The sequence below is a fragment of the Stenotrophomonas sp. UBA7606 genome (assembly GCF_002477705.1).
Classification (GTDB): domain Bacteria; phylum Pseudomonadota; class Gammaproteobacteria; order Xanthomonadales; family Xanthomonadaceae; genus Stenotrophomonas.
The window spans coordinates 1-15,334 of the sequence record NZ_DLJW01000083.1; the positions used below are offsets into that span (position 1 = coordinate 1).

The window sequence follows — 15,334 nt, forward strand, 5'->3', positions numbered from 1 at the left end:
GGGGCGGATGAGGGGGGCTTTTGGTTTTGCGGTAAAGCCTCATGCCGAGCATGGCTCGGCACTACAGTTGGATTGCTTGGAATGCCCCTTGCCGAGCATGGCTCGGCACTACATTGACCCCTTTGCCGAGCATGGCTCGGCACTACGGTGTCTTATTTGCGGGCGGTGAAGATGGGGGTCAGGTAGTCCGGCTTGCCTTCCATGCGTTCCAGCGACGGATAGCGCAGGCCGCCGTGGTAGTCGATGCTCAGCGTGCGGTACACATCCATCTCCTTGACCAGCAGGCGCACCGACTGCTTGCTGTCCTTGGCCGCACGCACGGCTTCTTCCAGTTCGTCGGCGCTGTACTGCAGGTCATTCACCGCCAGCACCTGCATGCCGGTGCCAACACCGGCGTTGAACGCGGCACTGTCCCAGCGCACTTCATTGACGTAGCCCGCCGGGCTCAACGCCACACCCAGCGAGTAGATGAAGTTGGCACCGCGGCCCTTCATCATCGCCTTGAAGTAGGCACTGGGCTTGTCCTTGTACACCAGCTTCCAGCCCGCGGCTTCGATGCCACCTACCAGGCCGGCGCGATGGTCCACGCGCTCACGCAGGAACTGCGCCCAATCGCCGGTGGGCTGCACCTGCTCCAGCGTCGCGGCAACGTCCTCGAAGGTATAGGTGTCCGGGCGCTCCCATTGGCCGTCGTTCTGGCCGAAGAAGGCCTTGGCGAAATCATCCAGGCTGCGCTTACCGCCACTGAGCGTGCGCAGGCGCACGTCGGCTTCCAGCCACAGCATCTGCCCGCCCTGGTAGTAGTCCTCGCTCATCTGGTAGCCACGGTAGGGCTTGGGCTTGCGGCGGGCGATCACCGGGTCGTTGGTGGTGTCACCCAGCGAGCGCCATTCCAGGCCCGGGCGGTTGTCGGCATAAGTAGCCGCCACCATCGCCAGCGCATCGCGTGAGGCCTCCTGCGGACGGATGCCGGCACGGGCGGTCAGCACATTGCCCCAATACTGGGTCTGGCCTTCGTACACCCACAGCAGGCTACCCTGCATCGGCACGTTGTAGTTGAGCGTGGCCAGGTCGGCGGGGCGACGGTATTTGCCGTCCCAGGAATGCGTGTACTCATGGCCGAGCAGGTCGCTGCTGCCCACCTTGGCATCCCAGCCGCTGAAGTAATCGCGGTCTTCGCTGTTCTCGCTGGAACGCTGGTGCTCCAGGCCAATGCCGCCGAGCTGGTTGGTCACCGCGAACAGGAAGTCATAGTGGTCGTAATGCTCGGCACCGAACAGCTTGCGGGCCTGCGTCACCAGCGCGCGGTGCTGCTCGATGTGCTCGGGCTTGGCTTCCAGATCCTTGGCGCGGTCAGCAAACACGTTCAGCCGCACCGGCCGGGTGCCGGCCGGTGCCAGGTCGAACATGCGGTGGTAGCGGCCGGCGAACACAGGTGAGTCCACCAGGATTTCCAGGTTGGTCGGCGCGTAGTTGACGGTGTCACCGTTGCGGCTGGCCACGCCCAGGGCGCTGGCCGCTTCCCAACCCTGCGGGTAGCGCGCACTGGCCTGGTAGGTGATGGCATGCGCGGCGTGCCCGGCCGGGTATAGCAGCATCGCGTTCCACTGCAGGTTGAGCATGTTCGGCGTCATCACCGTGCGACCCTGCGCCGAATCGGTGGGGCTGAGGAACTGGAAGTCCATGCGCAGCTCGCTCACGCCTTCGGGCACCTGCACGTTGAAGGTGTAGACGTCGAGCGGGTCACGCACCCAGTCCAGGCGCTGGCCGTTGCCGCTGATCACCAATCCAGCCAGCTTCTCGATCTGGCCGGTGGGCGAATGGTTGCCCGGCAACCAGGCCGGGTAGTGGAAGCGCTGCAGGCCGGCCTGCACCGGCACGGTCTGGCGTACCTTGAACACGCGCTGGCCCAGGTCGGTGGCGTCCACCTCCAGGCGGATGGTGCCCGGATACGCAGCCTCGCTGATCTTGACCCCACGTGCATCCACGTCCGGCACATCCGGCGCCGCGTTGGCCAACCCCATGGCGGCCATCAGGGCCAGCCCCAGCACTGCAGGACGGAACACATGCATCAGCAACCTCTCGTATGTCTGAGAAGGCCATGATGCGGCAAGCCTGCGCTGCGTAACACGGGCCGATGGTCATCAACACATCATCGGTAGTGCCGAGCCATGCTCGGCAGGGGCTTTCCAAGCCAACGTCAAGAGCACCCCTCCCCAGCCCTCCCCTTGGCCTGCGGCCAAAGGGAAGGGGGTGTAGTGCCGAGCCATGCTCGGCAGGGGCGTCATGCACCAACCAGGAATCACCGGATTACATCGTTTTGTAGGCGCGCCGCAGGCCGCGAAGCCACGAATGCCTGCTGGTCTGGCATTCGTGGCGATTGCTGTTGGCTGGGTTGGATTTGGCTATCCGCTGCTTCGGAAGCAACAGTGGTTTCGCGGCTTACGCCGCTCCTACAAACAGACCCCTGGCTTACGTGCGGACAAAAATTTCCACGCGCCGATTCAGCTGCCTGCCGCTGGGGTTGTCCTTGCCATTGATCTCATTTGGCGCCACCGGCTGCGATTCACCGTAACCGCGTGCAGCCGCGTCGGTCGCGCTACCCCGCTGGCGCAATGCTGCAAGCACGGCCTGGGCACGACGCTCGGACAGGTCCTGGTTGTAGTCGTCGCTGCCCTTGGCATCGGTATGGCCGCGGATCTCCATTGCGCTGGATGGCACCTTGCCCAGCGCCGTCGCCAGCACATCCAGCACCTTGCCTGCATCCGGACGGATCACGTCCTTGTCGAAATCGAACAGCACCTTGTCATTGAGGGTAATGACATAGCCGCAGGGCGCACCGGAGGGCTTGAACTTGTCCAGCAGCGGGAACTTGCCGGCCGGCGGCAGCGGTGGCAACGGTGCCATCTTCACTTCGCGCGGTACCGCGCCCACGGTGCCGGTGCCATCGCCCCGGTTTTCAACGATGCCTTCAGGGCCACCAATCCACTTGCCAGAGCCATCGGCGTTGATCTCGATGTTGCCATCGCCCCCCACCCAGCTGCCCGAGCCATCACCGTGGTTCTCGATGGTGCCGAAACTTCCCACCCAGCTGCCGGCACCCTTGCCGTCCAGTTCGATATTGCCGTGGGCACCGACATAACTGCCGGAGCCATCGGCATTCACCTCGAAGGTTCCGGCATCGTTGACGACGCTGCCGCTGCCATCGGGTTTCACTTCCACCACGCCGTCGCCGGTTACCGCCTGACCACTGCCATCGGCACCGATGTTGAACACACCGTGGCCGCCGACGCGTTCCAGGTTGCCCTGCGCGTCAACATTGGTGAAGCCGCTTTCATTGACCAGCCCACCATCGGTGGCGCAGTTGGCCGGTCGCACACTGATGCCGGCAACCGGATCGATCAACGACTGCATCGATTGCTCAAGCCGCTTCTGCGCCGGGCCGCTGCCAACGATGCTGGGCACCATGATGGTCGGGATCACCGGGAACTCGATGCTGCCTGCGGTCAGCACTTCCGCGTTGGGGGCCGGTGCGGCAGTGGTCGCCGCAGGCGCAGCTTCCGGCGTTGCAGCAGCAGGTTGATCGGCAGGTGCATCGCGCCCGCAGGCGGCGACAAGAACACTGAGACATGCCAGTGACACGACAGCAACACGCATGCAGCAACTCCGTTTGTGCGAAACCCGCATTTTTGCCAACACCTTGTTCAATTTCCGTGACCGCCGCACGCTTGGCAACGCATGCTCAGGATTCGTCCAGCGCCGCGAACGAGGTGGCAAGATGGTCGATGAACAATCGCACCGAGGGCAACAGGCCACGCCGCGATGGAAATACCGCATGGATGATCTCCTTCGGCGGGGCCCAGTCCGGGGCGACATCGAGCAGTTGCCCGGCATCCAAGGCATCGCGCACGATCATCGTCGGCAGCTGCGCCACGCCCACGCCAGCCAATGCCGCCTCACGCAGCGCCACCATGCCACGGGTGACCAGGCGCGGTTGATGCGGTACTTCCGCCGTTGCGCCGCCTGGACCAATCAAGCGCCAGACGTGCTCGGCCTGTGGCACGCCAAGCGCCACGCTCGGCAATAGATGCAGATCCGCCGGGCCGTGCGAATGCCCATGTGTTTCCAGCAGCGACGGTGCGGCCACCAGGCACTGGGTGCGCTCGGCCAATACCTTGAGCACCAGCTCGCTGTCTTCCAGCGGCGGCGGACGCACGCGGATGGCCACGTCCACACCTTCGGCGATGACATCGACGCGGCGATTGGTGGCGTCCAGGTGCACCTCCACGTCCGGGCAACGCGCCATGAAATCGGCCACCATCGCCGCCACCCGGAAATCCAGCAGCATGGTCGGGCAGCTGACCCGCACCACGCCGCGTGGCTGCGAGCGGGTCAGTTCGATCGACTCGGCCGCCGCTTCCGCCTCCACCAGCATGGCGCGGCAGTGCGCGTAGAAGGTCTGGCCGACCTCGGTGACCGAAAAGTGGCGGGTGGACCGCTGGATCAGGCGCACGCCCAACCGCTCTTCCAGCAGGGCGATACGCCGGCTCAGCTTGGACTTGGGCTCGCCCAGCGCGCGCCCGGCCGGGGCAAAGCCGCCGTGTTCCACCACCTTGGCGTAGTAGTAAAGGTCGTTCAGGTCCTGCATCACTGCTCCAGCGTTCACCAGATAGGACTATGAGACCACTTTTTACCGTCTACCGGCGTGATCGTCCCAATCCTAATCTTTGCCCCATCGCAGGCGCCCTCCCGGCGCCGCACAAGGAGCAGACAGATGAAGAAGATCAGTGGCCTCTACAGCGCCCCCCGCCCGCACTGGGTGGGTGATGGCTTCCCGGTCCGTTCGTTGTTCTCGTACAACACCCACGGCCGCCAGCTCAGCCCCTTCCTGCTGCTGGACCATGCCGGCCCGGCCGAGTTCACACCGGCCCAGACCCCGCGCGGCGTCGGCCAGCATCCGCACCGTGGTTTCGAGACCGTCACCATCGTCTACGACGGCGAAGTGGCACACCGCGACTCCACCGGCGCCGGTGGCGAGATCGGCCCGGGCGACGTGCAGTGGATGACCGCTGCCTCCGGCATCCTGCACGAGGAGTTCCATTCCGAGGCCTTCACCCAGCGCGGTGGCAAGCTGGAGATGGTGCAGCTGTGGGTCAACCTGCCGGCCAAGGACAAGATGGCCGCGCCCGGCTACCAGAACATCAGCAACGCCGATATTCCGGTGGTGCCGCTGGCCGATGACGCCGGCACGGTGCGGGTGATTGCCGGTGAATTCGGCGGCCAGCGCGGCCCGGCACGCACGCATACGCCGATGGACGTGTGGGACATGCGGCTGTCGCGTGACAAGCACACCACGCTGCAGTTCGCCGAAGGCCACACCGTGGCGATGGTGATCCTGCATGGCACGGTGCTGCTCAACGGCAACCAGGTTGCCCGCGAAGGCCAGCTGGTGTTGTTCGACCGCGCTGCCGGTGAGGTGGAGCTGGAGGCCAATGCCGACGCCACCGTGCTGGTACTGGCCGGTGAGCCCATCGACGAACCCATCGCCGGCTACGGCCCGTTCGTGATGAACACGCAGGAAGAAATCCGTCAGGCGATGGATGACTTCAACTCCGGCCGCTTCGGCCAGATCGCAGCGTAATGCTCAAGCCCCTCTCCCCATGGGAGAGGGGTTGGGGTGAGGGCGAACGAAGCCAGTACCAAGCAAACAACAGCGTAGTCCCCGATGACAGGGCCCACCCCGGTCATCTCTTCCCCGCACCACGGCACAGAGCCCGGTGCGATGCCATCCAGACCAGGAGAGTCTCGCCATGTATACCTTCCCTCACGTTGCCAACTTCAACGGCGCAAAACCCGTCATCGATCCGGATAACGTCGCAATGCTGTTGATCGATCACCAGAGCGGCCTGTTCCAGACCGTGCACGACATGCCGTTCACCACCTTGCGGCGGCTGGCCTCGACGTTGGCCAAGCTGGCCTCGCTGGCGAAGATCCCGGTGATCACCACCGCCTCGGTGCCGCAGGGCCCGAACGGCCCGCTGATTCCGGAAATCCACCAGAACGCGCCGCACGCCAAGTACGTGGCACGCAAGGGTGAGATCAATGCCTGGGACAACCCCGATTTCGTGCAGGCAGTGAAGGACACCGGCAAGAAGCAGCTGATCATCGCCGGCACCATCACCAGCGTGTGCATGGCATTCCCGTCGATTGCCGCGGTGGCCGATGGCTACCAGGTGTTCGCGGTGATTGATGCCTCCGGCACCTATTCCAAGCAGGCGCAGGAAATCACCCTGGCGCGGATGATGCAGGCCGGCGTCGTGGTCATCGATGTGGCTGCGGTCGCCTCTGAACTGCAGAAGACCTGGAACCGCGAAGACGCCGCCGAATGGGCGCAGGCGTACACCAACATCTTCCCCAACTACCAGTTGCTGATCGAGAGCTACAGCAAGGCGCAGGAAGTGGTGACCAACCACGAGCAGCTGGATTCGCAGCGCAGCTGAAGCACAAGCAGATCAAGCCCCTCTCCTGTTGCACGGGAGAGGGGTTGGGGTGAGGGCAGAACGAAGCCAGCACTCGTCAGAACCTCATCCACCTAAACCGCACCGCAACAGCAACGCGCTTCGCGCGCTCCCCTCTTCCGGCCCTTCGGGCCACCTTCTCCCGCAAGGGGAGAAGGGACAAAGCACTTCAAGCTATCGGAGCCTTCCATGAGCAAGCCTTACACCCGCCTCAACAAAGATGACGTCGCCGTCCTGCTGGTCGATCACCAGACCGGCCTGCTGTCGCTGGTCCGCGATATTGACCCGGACAAGTTCAAGAACAACGTGCTGGCACTGGCCGACATCGCCAACTACTTCAAGCTTCCCACCATCCTCACCACCAGCTTTGAGAACGGCCCGAACGGTCCGCTGGTGCCTGAGCTGAAGGCGCTGTTCCCGGATGCGCCGTATATCGCCCGCCCCGGCCAGATCAATGCCTGGGACAACGAAGACTTCGTCAAGGCGGTCAAGGCTACCGGCAAGAAGCAGCTGCTGGTTGCCGGCGTGGTCACCGAGGTCTGCGTATCGTTCCCGGTGCTGTCGGCACTGGCCGAGGATTTCGAGGTGTTCGTCGTCGCCGATGCGTCCGGCACCTTCAACAGCATGACCCAGCAGGCTGCCTGGAGCCGCATGGAGCAGGCCGGCGCACAGCTGATGACCTGGTTCGGCGTGGCCTGCGAACTGCACCGTGACTGGCGCAACGACGTGGAAGGCCTGGGTGCATTGTTCTCCAACCACATCCCCGACTACCGCAATCTGATCACCAGCTACACCACGCTGACTGCCGGCAAGTAAGCCGCTGGCTAAGCACGAAGACGCCGCTTCGCCGCAAGCGGCGTCTTCGCATGAATACGCGGGCACTATCCGAAGGTCCAGTTCCGCGCATCGTCGCTGCCGCGTTACCGTCCCCGGGTTGCTTCCCCACGGTATCCGCCCCATGCAGCCCACCACCCAAGACACCGCCTCGGCGCGCTTTGCGATCCGCTGTGCGAATTTTGCCGAACGCTGGTTCCCCGACTCCTGGGTATTCGCCGCCCTTGCCCTGGCCGCCGTCTCGCTTGCGGCGCTGTCCATTGGCGCCGCGCCTACCGATACCGCCAAGGCCTTCGGTGACGGCTTCTGGAGCCTGATTCCCTTCACCATGCAGATGGCCTTTGTGGTGATCGGCGGTTATGTGGTTGCGTCTTCCGGCCCGGCCTCGCGCTTGATTGATCGGCTGGCCCGCGTACCCAAGAACGGCCGCAGCGCGGTCGCACTGGTCGCCATCGTGTCGATGACCGCATCGTTGTTGAACTGGGGCCTGAGCCTGGTGTTCGCCGGCCTGCTGGTGCGTGCATTGGCCCGCCGCAGCGAGCTGAAGATGGATTACCGCGCTGCTGGTGCGGCGGCGTATCTCGGCCTCGGTGCGGTATGGGCCCTGGGCCTTTCCTCCTCGGCCGCGCAGCTGCAGGCCAACCCGGCCAGCCTGCCGCCGTCGATCCTGTCGATCACCGGCGTCATCCCGTTCACCGAAACCATCTTCCTGTGGCAGTCCGGCGTACTGCTGGCCGCGTTGGTGGTGGTATCGCTGATCATTGCCTACGTCACCGCACCTGCCGCCAACTCGGCGCGCGATGCCGCTGATTGCGGCGTGGACGTCATGAGCGATGCGGCACCGATCAAGGCCAAGCCCACCCGCCCCGGCGAATGGCTGGAGCACAGCCCGCTGCTGATCCTGCTGCTGGTGGCGCTGGCTGCGGGTTGGTTGATCCACGAGTTCAGCACCAAGCCGGCGATCCAGGCGATCTCCGGCCTGAACACCTACAACCTGCTGTTCCTGATGGCTGGCGCGTTGCTGCACTGGCGCCCGCGCAGCTTCCTCGATGCGGTCTCGCGCGCCGTCCCGTCCACCACCGGCGTGCTGATCCAGTTCCCGCTGTACGGCTCCATCGCCGCCATCATGACCACGGTCAACGGCAGCGAAGGCCATAGCGTGGCCCACATCATCTCCACCTTCTTCACCCAGATCGCCAGCCACGACACCTACGCGCTGCTGATGGGCAGCTACTCGGCGGTGCTGGGCTTCTTCATCCCCTCCGGCGGCGGCAAGTGGATCATCGAAGCCCCGTACGTGATGCAGGTGGCCAATGAACTGCATTACCACCTCGGCTGGTCGGTTCAGATCTACAACGCCGCCGAAGCCCTGCCCAACCTGATCAACCCGTTCTACATGCTGCCGCTGCTGGGCGTACTCGGCCTGAAGGCCCGCGACCTGATCGGCTTCACCTTCGTGCAGCTGCTGGTGCATACCCCGCTGGTGCTGCTGCTGTTGTGGGCGCTGGGTGCAACCCTGGCCTATACGCCCCCGGTAATGCCCTGAAGAAAAAGAGGCCACGCAAGCGCGTGGCCTCTTTGCTTGTGTCGTGCCGAGCCATGCTCGGCAACAACCCCACCCAGCAAGCGCCCCCAGAACCAACATCTACTTCCCAGCCACCTCATCACGCCCGGGTATCGGCGTCTCCGTGCCCAACGCTTCCATCACATACAGGCGCTTCACCAGTACAAAGATCACCACCGTCATCGGCGCGGCCAGGATCACCCCCGGCAGGCCGAACAGCGCGCCAATGCCGAACAGCGAGATCAGCAACAGCGCCGGCGGCAGATCCACCGCCCGCTGCTGGATCAGCGGCTGCAGCACATGGCCTTCAATCTGCTGCATCACCACGAACACCGCCAACGCACCCAGCGCCACCTGCGGGCTCACCGTGAAGCCCAACAGCACCGCCGGTATGGCCGCCAGGATCGGCCCGATGATGGGCACGAAATCCAGCAACGCGGTGATGATGCCCAGCCCGAACGCCACCGGCACGCCCAGCGCCCACAGGCCCAGGCCGGTCAGGGTTCCCACCACCACCATCGCCAGCAGCTGCCCACCCAGCCACGCCTGCAACGCCTTGCCGCTGGCATCGAAGGCATCGCCCATCAGCGCGCGCCGGTCCTTGGGAAACAGCTTCAAGGTGCCCTCGCGGTAAACCGGGGGCTGTGCGGCCAGGTAGATGCCGCCCACCACCATCAGCACCATGTCGGTCAGGTTGCCCGAGGCCGACATCGCCAGCGCCCCGGCCTTGGCCGCCAGCCCGCTCATGCCCGCATGCAACTGATCGATGCCCTGCTTGGCCATCGGCCCCACCGGACTGGCGTCCAGCCAATCCTTGAAATGCGCCCAGGCCTGCGGCAGCGATTGCTTCAGCGACTCCATCTCGCCAGCCACCTGCGCACCGAACATCCACATCAGCAGCGCGAAGCCCAGCACCAGCAGCACCAGCACCACGCCCAGCGCAATGCCATCGGACAAGCGGGTGAAGCGCGTGACCAGGCGCACCAGCGAATGCAGCAGCACCGCCACCACCACCGCGCCGAAGATCACCAGCACCAGGTCCGACAACTGCCAGACCAGCACCGCCAGCCCGACCAGGGCCAGCGTGACCAGTACCCGCGCCGCATAGGGCCGCAATGAAGAACGCGTTTCCATGGTGCATCCCTTCCGGCGACAGGCCGGTGATGGGGGCACGGTAAAGAATCGTTGGCGTGCTGGCTGTGATGACGCCAACAGGCCAACGTTTGTCCGCGAGCGGAAAACCGTTGTACGACACCCGAGTTGCACATACTGAGCACACGTGCAGTTCTCCAGTCCCATCACCAACCACGCCCGGTGAAGTCAGTGACCGACAGCCATGTTCAAACCAGCAAGTTCCTGAGCTGTATCCTGCGTCACGAGCCGCACGCCATCGGGCTTTGCCTGGACGATCAAGGCTGGGCACCGATCGATCTGCTGATTGAGAAAGCGCGCATTGCGGGGCATGCCCTGGATATTGCGGTGATCCATGAAGTGGTGACTGGAACCGGCAATGAGAAGAAGCGCTTCGCCCTTTCCGCAGACGGCACACACATCCGTGCGGTACAAGGCCACTCCACCACCTCGGTAAGTATCGTGCGCGAAGCACGGCAGCCACCGGGTACGTTGTATCACGGCACGGCACGGCGTTTTCTTGCAGCAATTCTGGTCGAGGGGCTGCGGCCGGGCCAACGCCATCAGGTACATCTGTCCGCGAACGAAACCACCGCACTGGAAGTAGGTCGACGTCATGGTGAGCCAGTACTACTCAGGATCGATGCCCGGAAAATACATGCCGAAGGACTCTGTTTCTTCCAGGCAGAGAACGGTGTCTGGTTGACTGAACATGTCCCGGCCATCTTTCTGGCGCAGTGATTGCCGCCAGCGGTGACTTCCTGCCCATTGCGCACCCGCCCCAAGCACGCCACCCTGCGCCCAGCCACCTCCGGAGCCGGCCATGCTGTCCACCGCACTACGCGTGCTTGTCGTTGGAATGCTCTGCCTTGCCGGCAGCGCCGTGGCGGCGCCACCGGATGCGGCCACCCTGCAGGCCATCGAGGCCACCGCCTACGACTACATGGACGGCCAGCTGGAGGGCGATGTCGCGCGGGTGACGCGCGCCCTGCACCCGGATCTGGCCAAGCGCAACATCGTTGCCAATCCCAATGAAACCCTGGGACTGGGACGAATGAGCGCCGATGAGCTGATCCGCTTTACCCGCCAGGGCGCGCTGAAGACCCCGCGCGCGCAGTGGCAGCGCACGGTGACGGTGCTGCAGGTGGACGAGGACATCGCTACCGTGCGGCTGGAGAGCCCGTGGTTCATCGATCATCTGCAGATGGGCCGGTTTGATGGCCGCTGGGTGATCGTCAATGCGCTGTGGCATCGGAAGGTGCGGGGCGGTTGAGGCTTGGGGGCTTGGGCTTTGGGGACTACGAGCGAGGAGCGTCCCCCACCCCAATCCCTCCCCCGTAAACGGGAGAGGGGCTCTACTTTGGCGGGTATTTTTTGTAACGGATACTGAACGCAGCCGGAAAACCCCGTTATCGTATGTGGCTTCCAACGCAGCCCCCCGCGCCCGCCATGAGCCAGACCGAAGTCGCGCATTCCACTTCCGATCACAGTGCCTGCGAGAACTGCCAGGCCACACTGCAGGGCCACTACTGCCACCACTGCGGGCAGTCGGCGCATAACCCGCTGAAGAACTTCGGGCATGCCATCGAGGAAGTATTCGAGTCCTTCTGGCACCTGGACGGGCGCATCTTCCGCACCCTGCGTGACCTGCTGATGCCGGGCCGGATTGCCGTCAATTTCCTCAATGGCCAGCGCGTGGGCTATGTACAGCCGCTGCGGCTGTTCGTCATCCTTACCCTGTTCACCTTCTTCGTCGGCAAGCTGACCCTGCACACCAATGCCGATACGCTGATCAAGTCGAACTCTTCCGCCTTTGCCAGTGCCCAGACCGCCGAGCAGGTGGAGACGTTGCGGGCGCGCCAGGTGGCCGAGCTGGAACGCGAACTGGGCAGCTCGGCGGGCGCCAGTACAGGCTTTGCCATCGGCATGGCGGCGGTCAACACCGCCGCCGCGCAGCGTCTTGCCGAGCTGGCAAAGCAGGGGAAGATCAGCGACGGCAAGGACACGTCCTCGGCCCTGGATCGCGCCGGCAACGCGGCCACCCGCGCCAGTGCGGGCCGCACCGGCCAGTTGTTCAACCAGGACATCAATGGCAAACCCTGGGACCCGGAAACCAATCCTGTTGTGCTCAATGGCTGGCCCGGCTTCGCCAACAAATGGCTCAACCACCGCCTGGACAACGCCAACAACAACATCGCGCGCATGAGCGGCAACGGCGACCTGTTCGTGCAGGCCGTGCTCACGGCATTGCCCGGTGCGCTGTTCTTCCTGATGCCGGTGTTTGCGCTGGTGCTGCGCATCGCCTACGTCCGCCGGCCGATGGGCTACCTGGAACATCTGGTGGTGGCGCTGTACAGCCACTGCTGGCTGATGCTGGTACTGCTGGCCACTTTCCTGGTCGCCGCCATCAGCGGCGCCATCGCCAATCCCGTGATCAATGCGATCAGCGATTGGTTGTACGCGCTGCTGTGGCTGGGCGTGCCGGTCTACCTGTTCTGGATGCAGCAGCGTGTCTACGGCGGCAACCCGATCCTGACCTTGCTGCGCTACAGCTTCATCGGCTTCATCTACTTCTTCCTGGTCACCTTCGTGGTGATGTACGCGGTACTGGCCGGCGTCTCGGCGTGAGCCCGGTTTGAAGCTCACTTGAGCAAAGCCTGATCAGCCCATGTAGCCCGGGTAAGCGCAGCGCACCCGGGGCTGTTCGTGCGTGGCAGGAAGAATCGCGTGTGGCCTGCTTCCCGGGTGCGCTGCGCTTACCCGGGCTACGGCAATCAAACCCCCGGCTTATCGATCCTGCATCCAGGCCTTGCGCGCCGCCTCGGCGTGGAAGCTCCAGGCCACAAAACGGCTCTGCTTGTTGCCCTGGGCCATGGCTACCTCGCGCACTTCCACTGCGCCGATCTTGGCCAACTGCTTGTGGATATCGGCCAGGTGCTCGCTCTTGGCCACCAACGAGCTGAACCACAGCACCTGCCGCTGGATGCCCGCACTCTCGCGGATCATCCGCCGCAGGAACGAGGCCTCGCCGCCAGTACACCACAGCTCGTTGGCCTGGCCACCGAAGTTCAGCGCCGGGACCCTGGCCGTTGGTGCAGGCGCGCCGCCCAGGTTACGCAGCTTGCGCTGGCTGCCCTGCGCCGCCTCCTTGGCCGAGGCATGGAACGGCGGATTGCACAAGGTCAGCTCGAAACGTTCATGGGCCTGCAGCAGGCCGGCGAACAGATTGCCGCGTGCGTGCTGCTGGCGCAGTTCGATGAGAGATTGCAGCCCGTTGACCTGCACATTGGCCGCTGCCGACTGCAGCGCGCCGGCATCGATATCGCTGCCAAGGAAGCGCCAGCCATATTCGGCCTGCCCGAGCAGCGGGTAGATGCAGTTGGCACCCACGCCGACGTCCAGCGCGCGCATGCCGGGCCCACGTGGAATCACCCCGTCGTTGTCCGCCGCCAACAGATCGGCCAGGCCATGCAGATAGTCCACCCGCCCCGGCACGGGCGGGCACAGGTAACCATCGGGGATGTCCCAATGCCGGATGCCGTAATCGCTGGCAAGCAGGGCGCGGTTGAGCTCGCGCACCGCAGCGGGATCGCTGAAATCGATGCTCTGCGTGCCGGCCGGGGTGTGGATCAGGTGCCGGCGCAGTGCCGGGTTGGACGCCACCAGGCGTGACAGGTCGTAGCGGCCCTGGTGGCGGTTGCGTGGATGCAATGCAGTGGCCGGCGTTGCCTTGGCTGCAGGGCGCCGCTGTGGTGGGCGTTGGTACGGGGAATTCATGCGCGTATTAGACGCCATGCACACGGCCGTGCGCAGCATCCTGGTTCCTCGCAACGCTGCGACGGCGGGCCCGGTGCCCGGCAACCACGAAGGTCAACGACCGTCACCTGCCTGCGTGCAGTCTTGCTGCGCACAGAATGCGGCCGCGCGCGCCTGCTGCTCGGCGCTCAGCTCCGGCGGTGGCCGCGCGATGGCGGACTGGATCTGATCGGGGCCGCCGGTGAGCTTGTTCAGGCCCTGCCCGGCCTTCAACAGGCCGTAGGCGATGCCCATCATCACGTAGCCGCCACTCATGCCCACCTGCTCGGGCGAGGGTGGCTCGCTCCAGTTCTTGCTGAAACGGTTGGGCACAGCCTGCACCGGGTTCTTGAACCGGTACAGATTCAGCGGTTGATCGTCCTCCGGCTTGAGCGCGCGCACTTCGCCCAAGGTGGTGACCGGGCCGTCCACCGGCGGTGGGGCGGGCTCGGCCGGCGCCTGCCCGCTGGCTTCCCCGTCCGCCTGCGGCAGCTGCTGTGCCTGCGCATTGCCCGCCAACAGGAGGATCATCACGGCCACCCCTGGCCATCGTCGTGCTGCCACCACCGTCTTCCTCCACCCGCGGCTGAAGGCAGCAGGATACGAACCCGACCTTCAGGTTTTGTTGCTGCCGCCTGACTGCCATGCGCGCCGCTGTGATACCGGGTGTGCGCTCAAGCGCGTACACGGGGGCATGGGGACATGGGCCGCAGTCCCCACGCGGCCCGGCAGGTGAATCGGCGCAACGCGGTCCGTACCGGCCCAACCTGCCGTGGTGTCTCACCACGTGAGACACCGATGTGCTTCCATTGTGTCCTTTGATCGGCAGTCCGTGCATGGCGTTTTCCCTCGCTCCCCGCACCGAAGCCAGCGAACGGGCGCTGGCAACCACCGATGGCCTGCCCTCGCGTGACGGCTCGTTGCTCGGCCAGCGCCTGGCCCGGCGCTACAAGGACCGGGTCACCGGCAGTTTCACCATTCCGGGCCGCGAAGGCAGCTATGCGCCGATTCCCGATGACGTGCCCGAGGCGCTGAAGGCCGCGCTGAAAGCACGCGGCATCGAGCAGCTGTATTCGCACCAGGCCGAGGCATGGGATGCCAGCCAGCGCGGCGAGCATGTCGCCATCGTCACGCCTACCGCCTCCGGCAAATCGCTGTGCTACACCTTGCCGGTGGTCAGCGCGGCGATGCAGGGCAATGCCAAGGCCTTGTACCTGTTCCCGACCAAGGCGCTGGCGCAGGACCAGGTGGCCGAGCTGCTGGAGCTCAACCGCACCGGTGACCTCGGCGTCAAGGCGTTCACCTTCGATGGCGATACCCCCGGCGATGCGCGCCAGGCGATCCGCCTGCACGGCGATATCGTGGTCAGCAACCCCGACATGCTGCACCAGGCCATCCTGCCGCACCACACCAAGTGGGCGCAGTTCTTCGAGAACCTGCGCTATGTGGTGATCGACGAGATCCACACCTATCGCGGCGTGTTCGGCAGCCA

At 64.8% G+C, this 15,334-nt stretch carries 14 protein-coding genes; 8 read left to right on the forward strand and 6 right to left on the reverse strand.

The genetic code is table 11. The annotated features are described in order from the left end of the window. Positions 1–152 precede the first annotated feature (152 nt). From B2527_RS10490 to B2527_RS10500, 3 genes are all read right to left on the reverse strand, one after another. A complete protein-coding gene (locus B2527_RS10490; protein ID WP_293711710.1) occupies positions 153–2,066 on the reverse strand; it encodes a M61 family metallopeptidase in 1,914 nt (637 codons plus the stop codon). Between the two features lie 406 nt (positions 2,067–2,472). Then, positions 2,473–3,657 (reverse strand): OmpA family protein, encoded by a 1,185-nt coding sequence (locus B2527_RS10495; protein WP_293711674.1) that lies wholly within the window; start codon positions 3,655–3,657, stop codon positions 2,473–2,475. Positions 3,658–3,742: 85 nt separating this feature from the next. Beyond that, the gene (locus tag B2527_RS10500; protein WP_293711677.1) at positions 3,743–4,648 is read right to left on the reverse strand and encodes a LysR family transcriptional regulator; all 906 of its coding nucleotides are present in this window, start codon (positions 4,646–4,648) and stop codon (positions 3,743–3,745) included. A 126-nt stretch (positions 4,649–4,774) separates the two neighbouring features. Here B2527_RS10500 and B2527_RS10505 point away from each other — a divergent pair, with 126 nt between their 5' ends. The 4 genes from B2527_RS10505 to B2527_RS10520 all read left to right on the forward strand — a co-directional run bounded on the left by B2527_RS10505 (position 4,775) and on the right by B2527_RS10520 (position 8,898). Further along, positions 4,775–5,641 (forward strand): pirin family protein, encoded by an 867-nt coding sequence (locus B2527_RS10505; protein WP_293711680.1) that lies wholly within the window; start codon positions 4,775–4,777, stop codon positions 5,639–5,641. Between the two features lie 169 nt (positions 5,642–5,810). Further along, a complete protein-coding gene (locus B2527_RS10510; protein ID WP_293711683.1) occupies positions 5,811–6,500 on the forward strand; it encodes an isochorismatase family protein in 690 nt (229 codons plus the stop codon). Positions 6,501–6,707: 207 nt separating this feature from the next. Next, positions 6,708–7,334 (forward strand): isochorismate family cysteine hydrolase YcaC, encoded by a 627-nt coding sequence (gene ycaC, locus B2527_RS10515; RefSeq protein WP_293711686.1) that lies wholly within the window; start codon positions 6,708–6,710, stop codon positions 7,332–7,334. 142 nt (positions 7,335–7,476) lie between these two features. After that, a complete protein-coding gene (locus tag B2527_RS10520; RefSeq protein ID WP_293711689.1) occupies positions 7,477–8,898 on the forward strand; it encodes a short-chain fatty acid transporter in 1,422 nt (473 codons plus the stop codon). 99 nt (positions 8,899–8,997) lie between these two features. Here the strand turns inward: B2527_RS10520 and B2527_RS10525 are convergent, their stop codons facing one another. Then, positions 8,998–10,050, reverse strand: coding sequence for an AI-2E family transporter (locus B2527_RS10525; RefSeq protein ID WP_293711692.1), 1,053 nt, complete (start codon positions 10,048–10,050; stop codon positions 8,998–9,000). 189 nt (positions 10,051–10,239) lie between these two features. Here B2527_RS10525 and B2527_RS10530 point away from each other — a divergent pair, with 189 nt between their 5' ends. The 3 genes from B2527_RS10530 (at position 10,240) to B2527_RS10540 (ending at position 12,675) form a co-directional block, all read left to right on the forward strand. After that, positions 10,240–10,788, forward strand: a complete 549-nt coding sequence (locus tag B2527_RS10530; RefSeq protein ID WP_293711695.1) for an RNA 2'-phosphotransferase — start codon at positions 10,240–10,242, stop codon at positions 10,786–10,788. A gap of 82 nt (positions 10,789–10,870) precedes the next feature. Beyond that, entirely contained in the window at positions 10,871–11,320 is a 450-nt protein-coding gene (locus B2527_RS10535) for a nuclear transport factor 2 family protein (RefSeq protein ID WP_321288379.1), read from the forward strand. Positions 11,321–11,496: 176 nt separating this feature from the next. Next, positions 11,497–12,675, forward strand: a complete 1,179-nt coding sequence (locus B2527_RS10540; RefSeq protein WP_293711698.1) for a DUF3667 domain-containing protein — start codon at positions 11,497–11,499, stop codon at positions 12,673–12,675. A gap of 159 nt (positions 12,676–12,834) precedes the next feature. On the opposite strand, the gene rlmF is transcribed toward B2527_RS10540, so the two are convergent. Both rlmF and B2527_RS10550 read right to left on the reverse strand, forming a co-directional pair. Further along, a complete protein-coding gene (gene rlmF / locus B2527_RS10545) occupies positions 12,835–13,824 on the reverse strand; it encodes a 23S rRNA (adenine(1618)-N(6))-methyltransferase RlmF (RefSeq protein WP_293711701.1) in 990 nt (329 codons plus the stop codon). A gap of 93 nt (positions 13,825–13,917) precedes the next feature. Further along, positions 13,918–14,373, reverse strand: coding sequence for a hypothetical protein (locus B2527_RS10550; protein WP_293711704.1), 456 nt, complete (start codon positions 14,371–14,373; stop codon positions 13,918–13,920). Between the two features lie 305 nt (positions 14,374–14,678). On the opposite strand from B2527_RS10550, the gene B2527_RS10555 reads away from it, so the two are divergent. Beyond that, on the forward strand, positions 14,679–15,334 hold a 656-nt coding region (locus tag B2527_RS10555), incomplete at its 3' end, for a DEAD/DEAH box helicase (protein WP_293711707.1).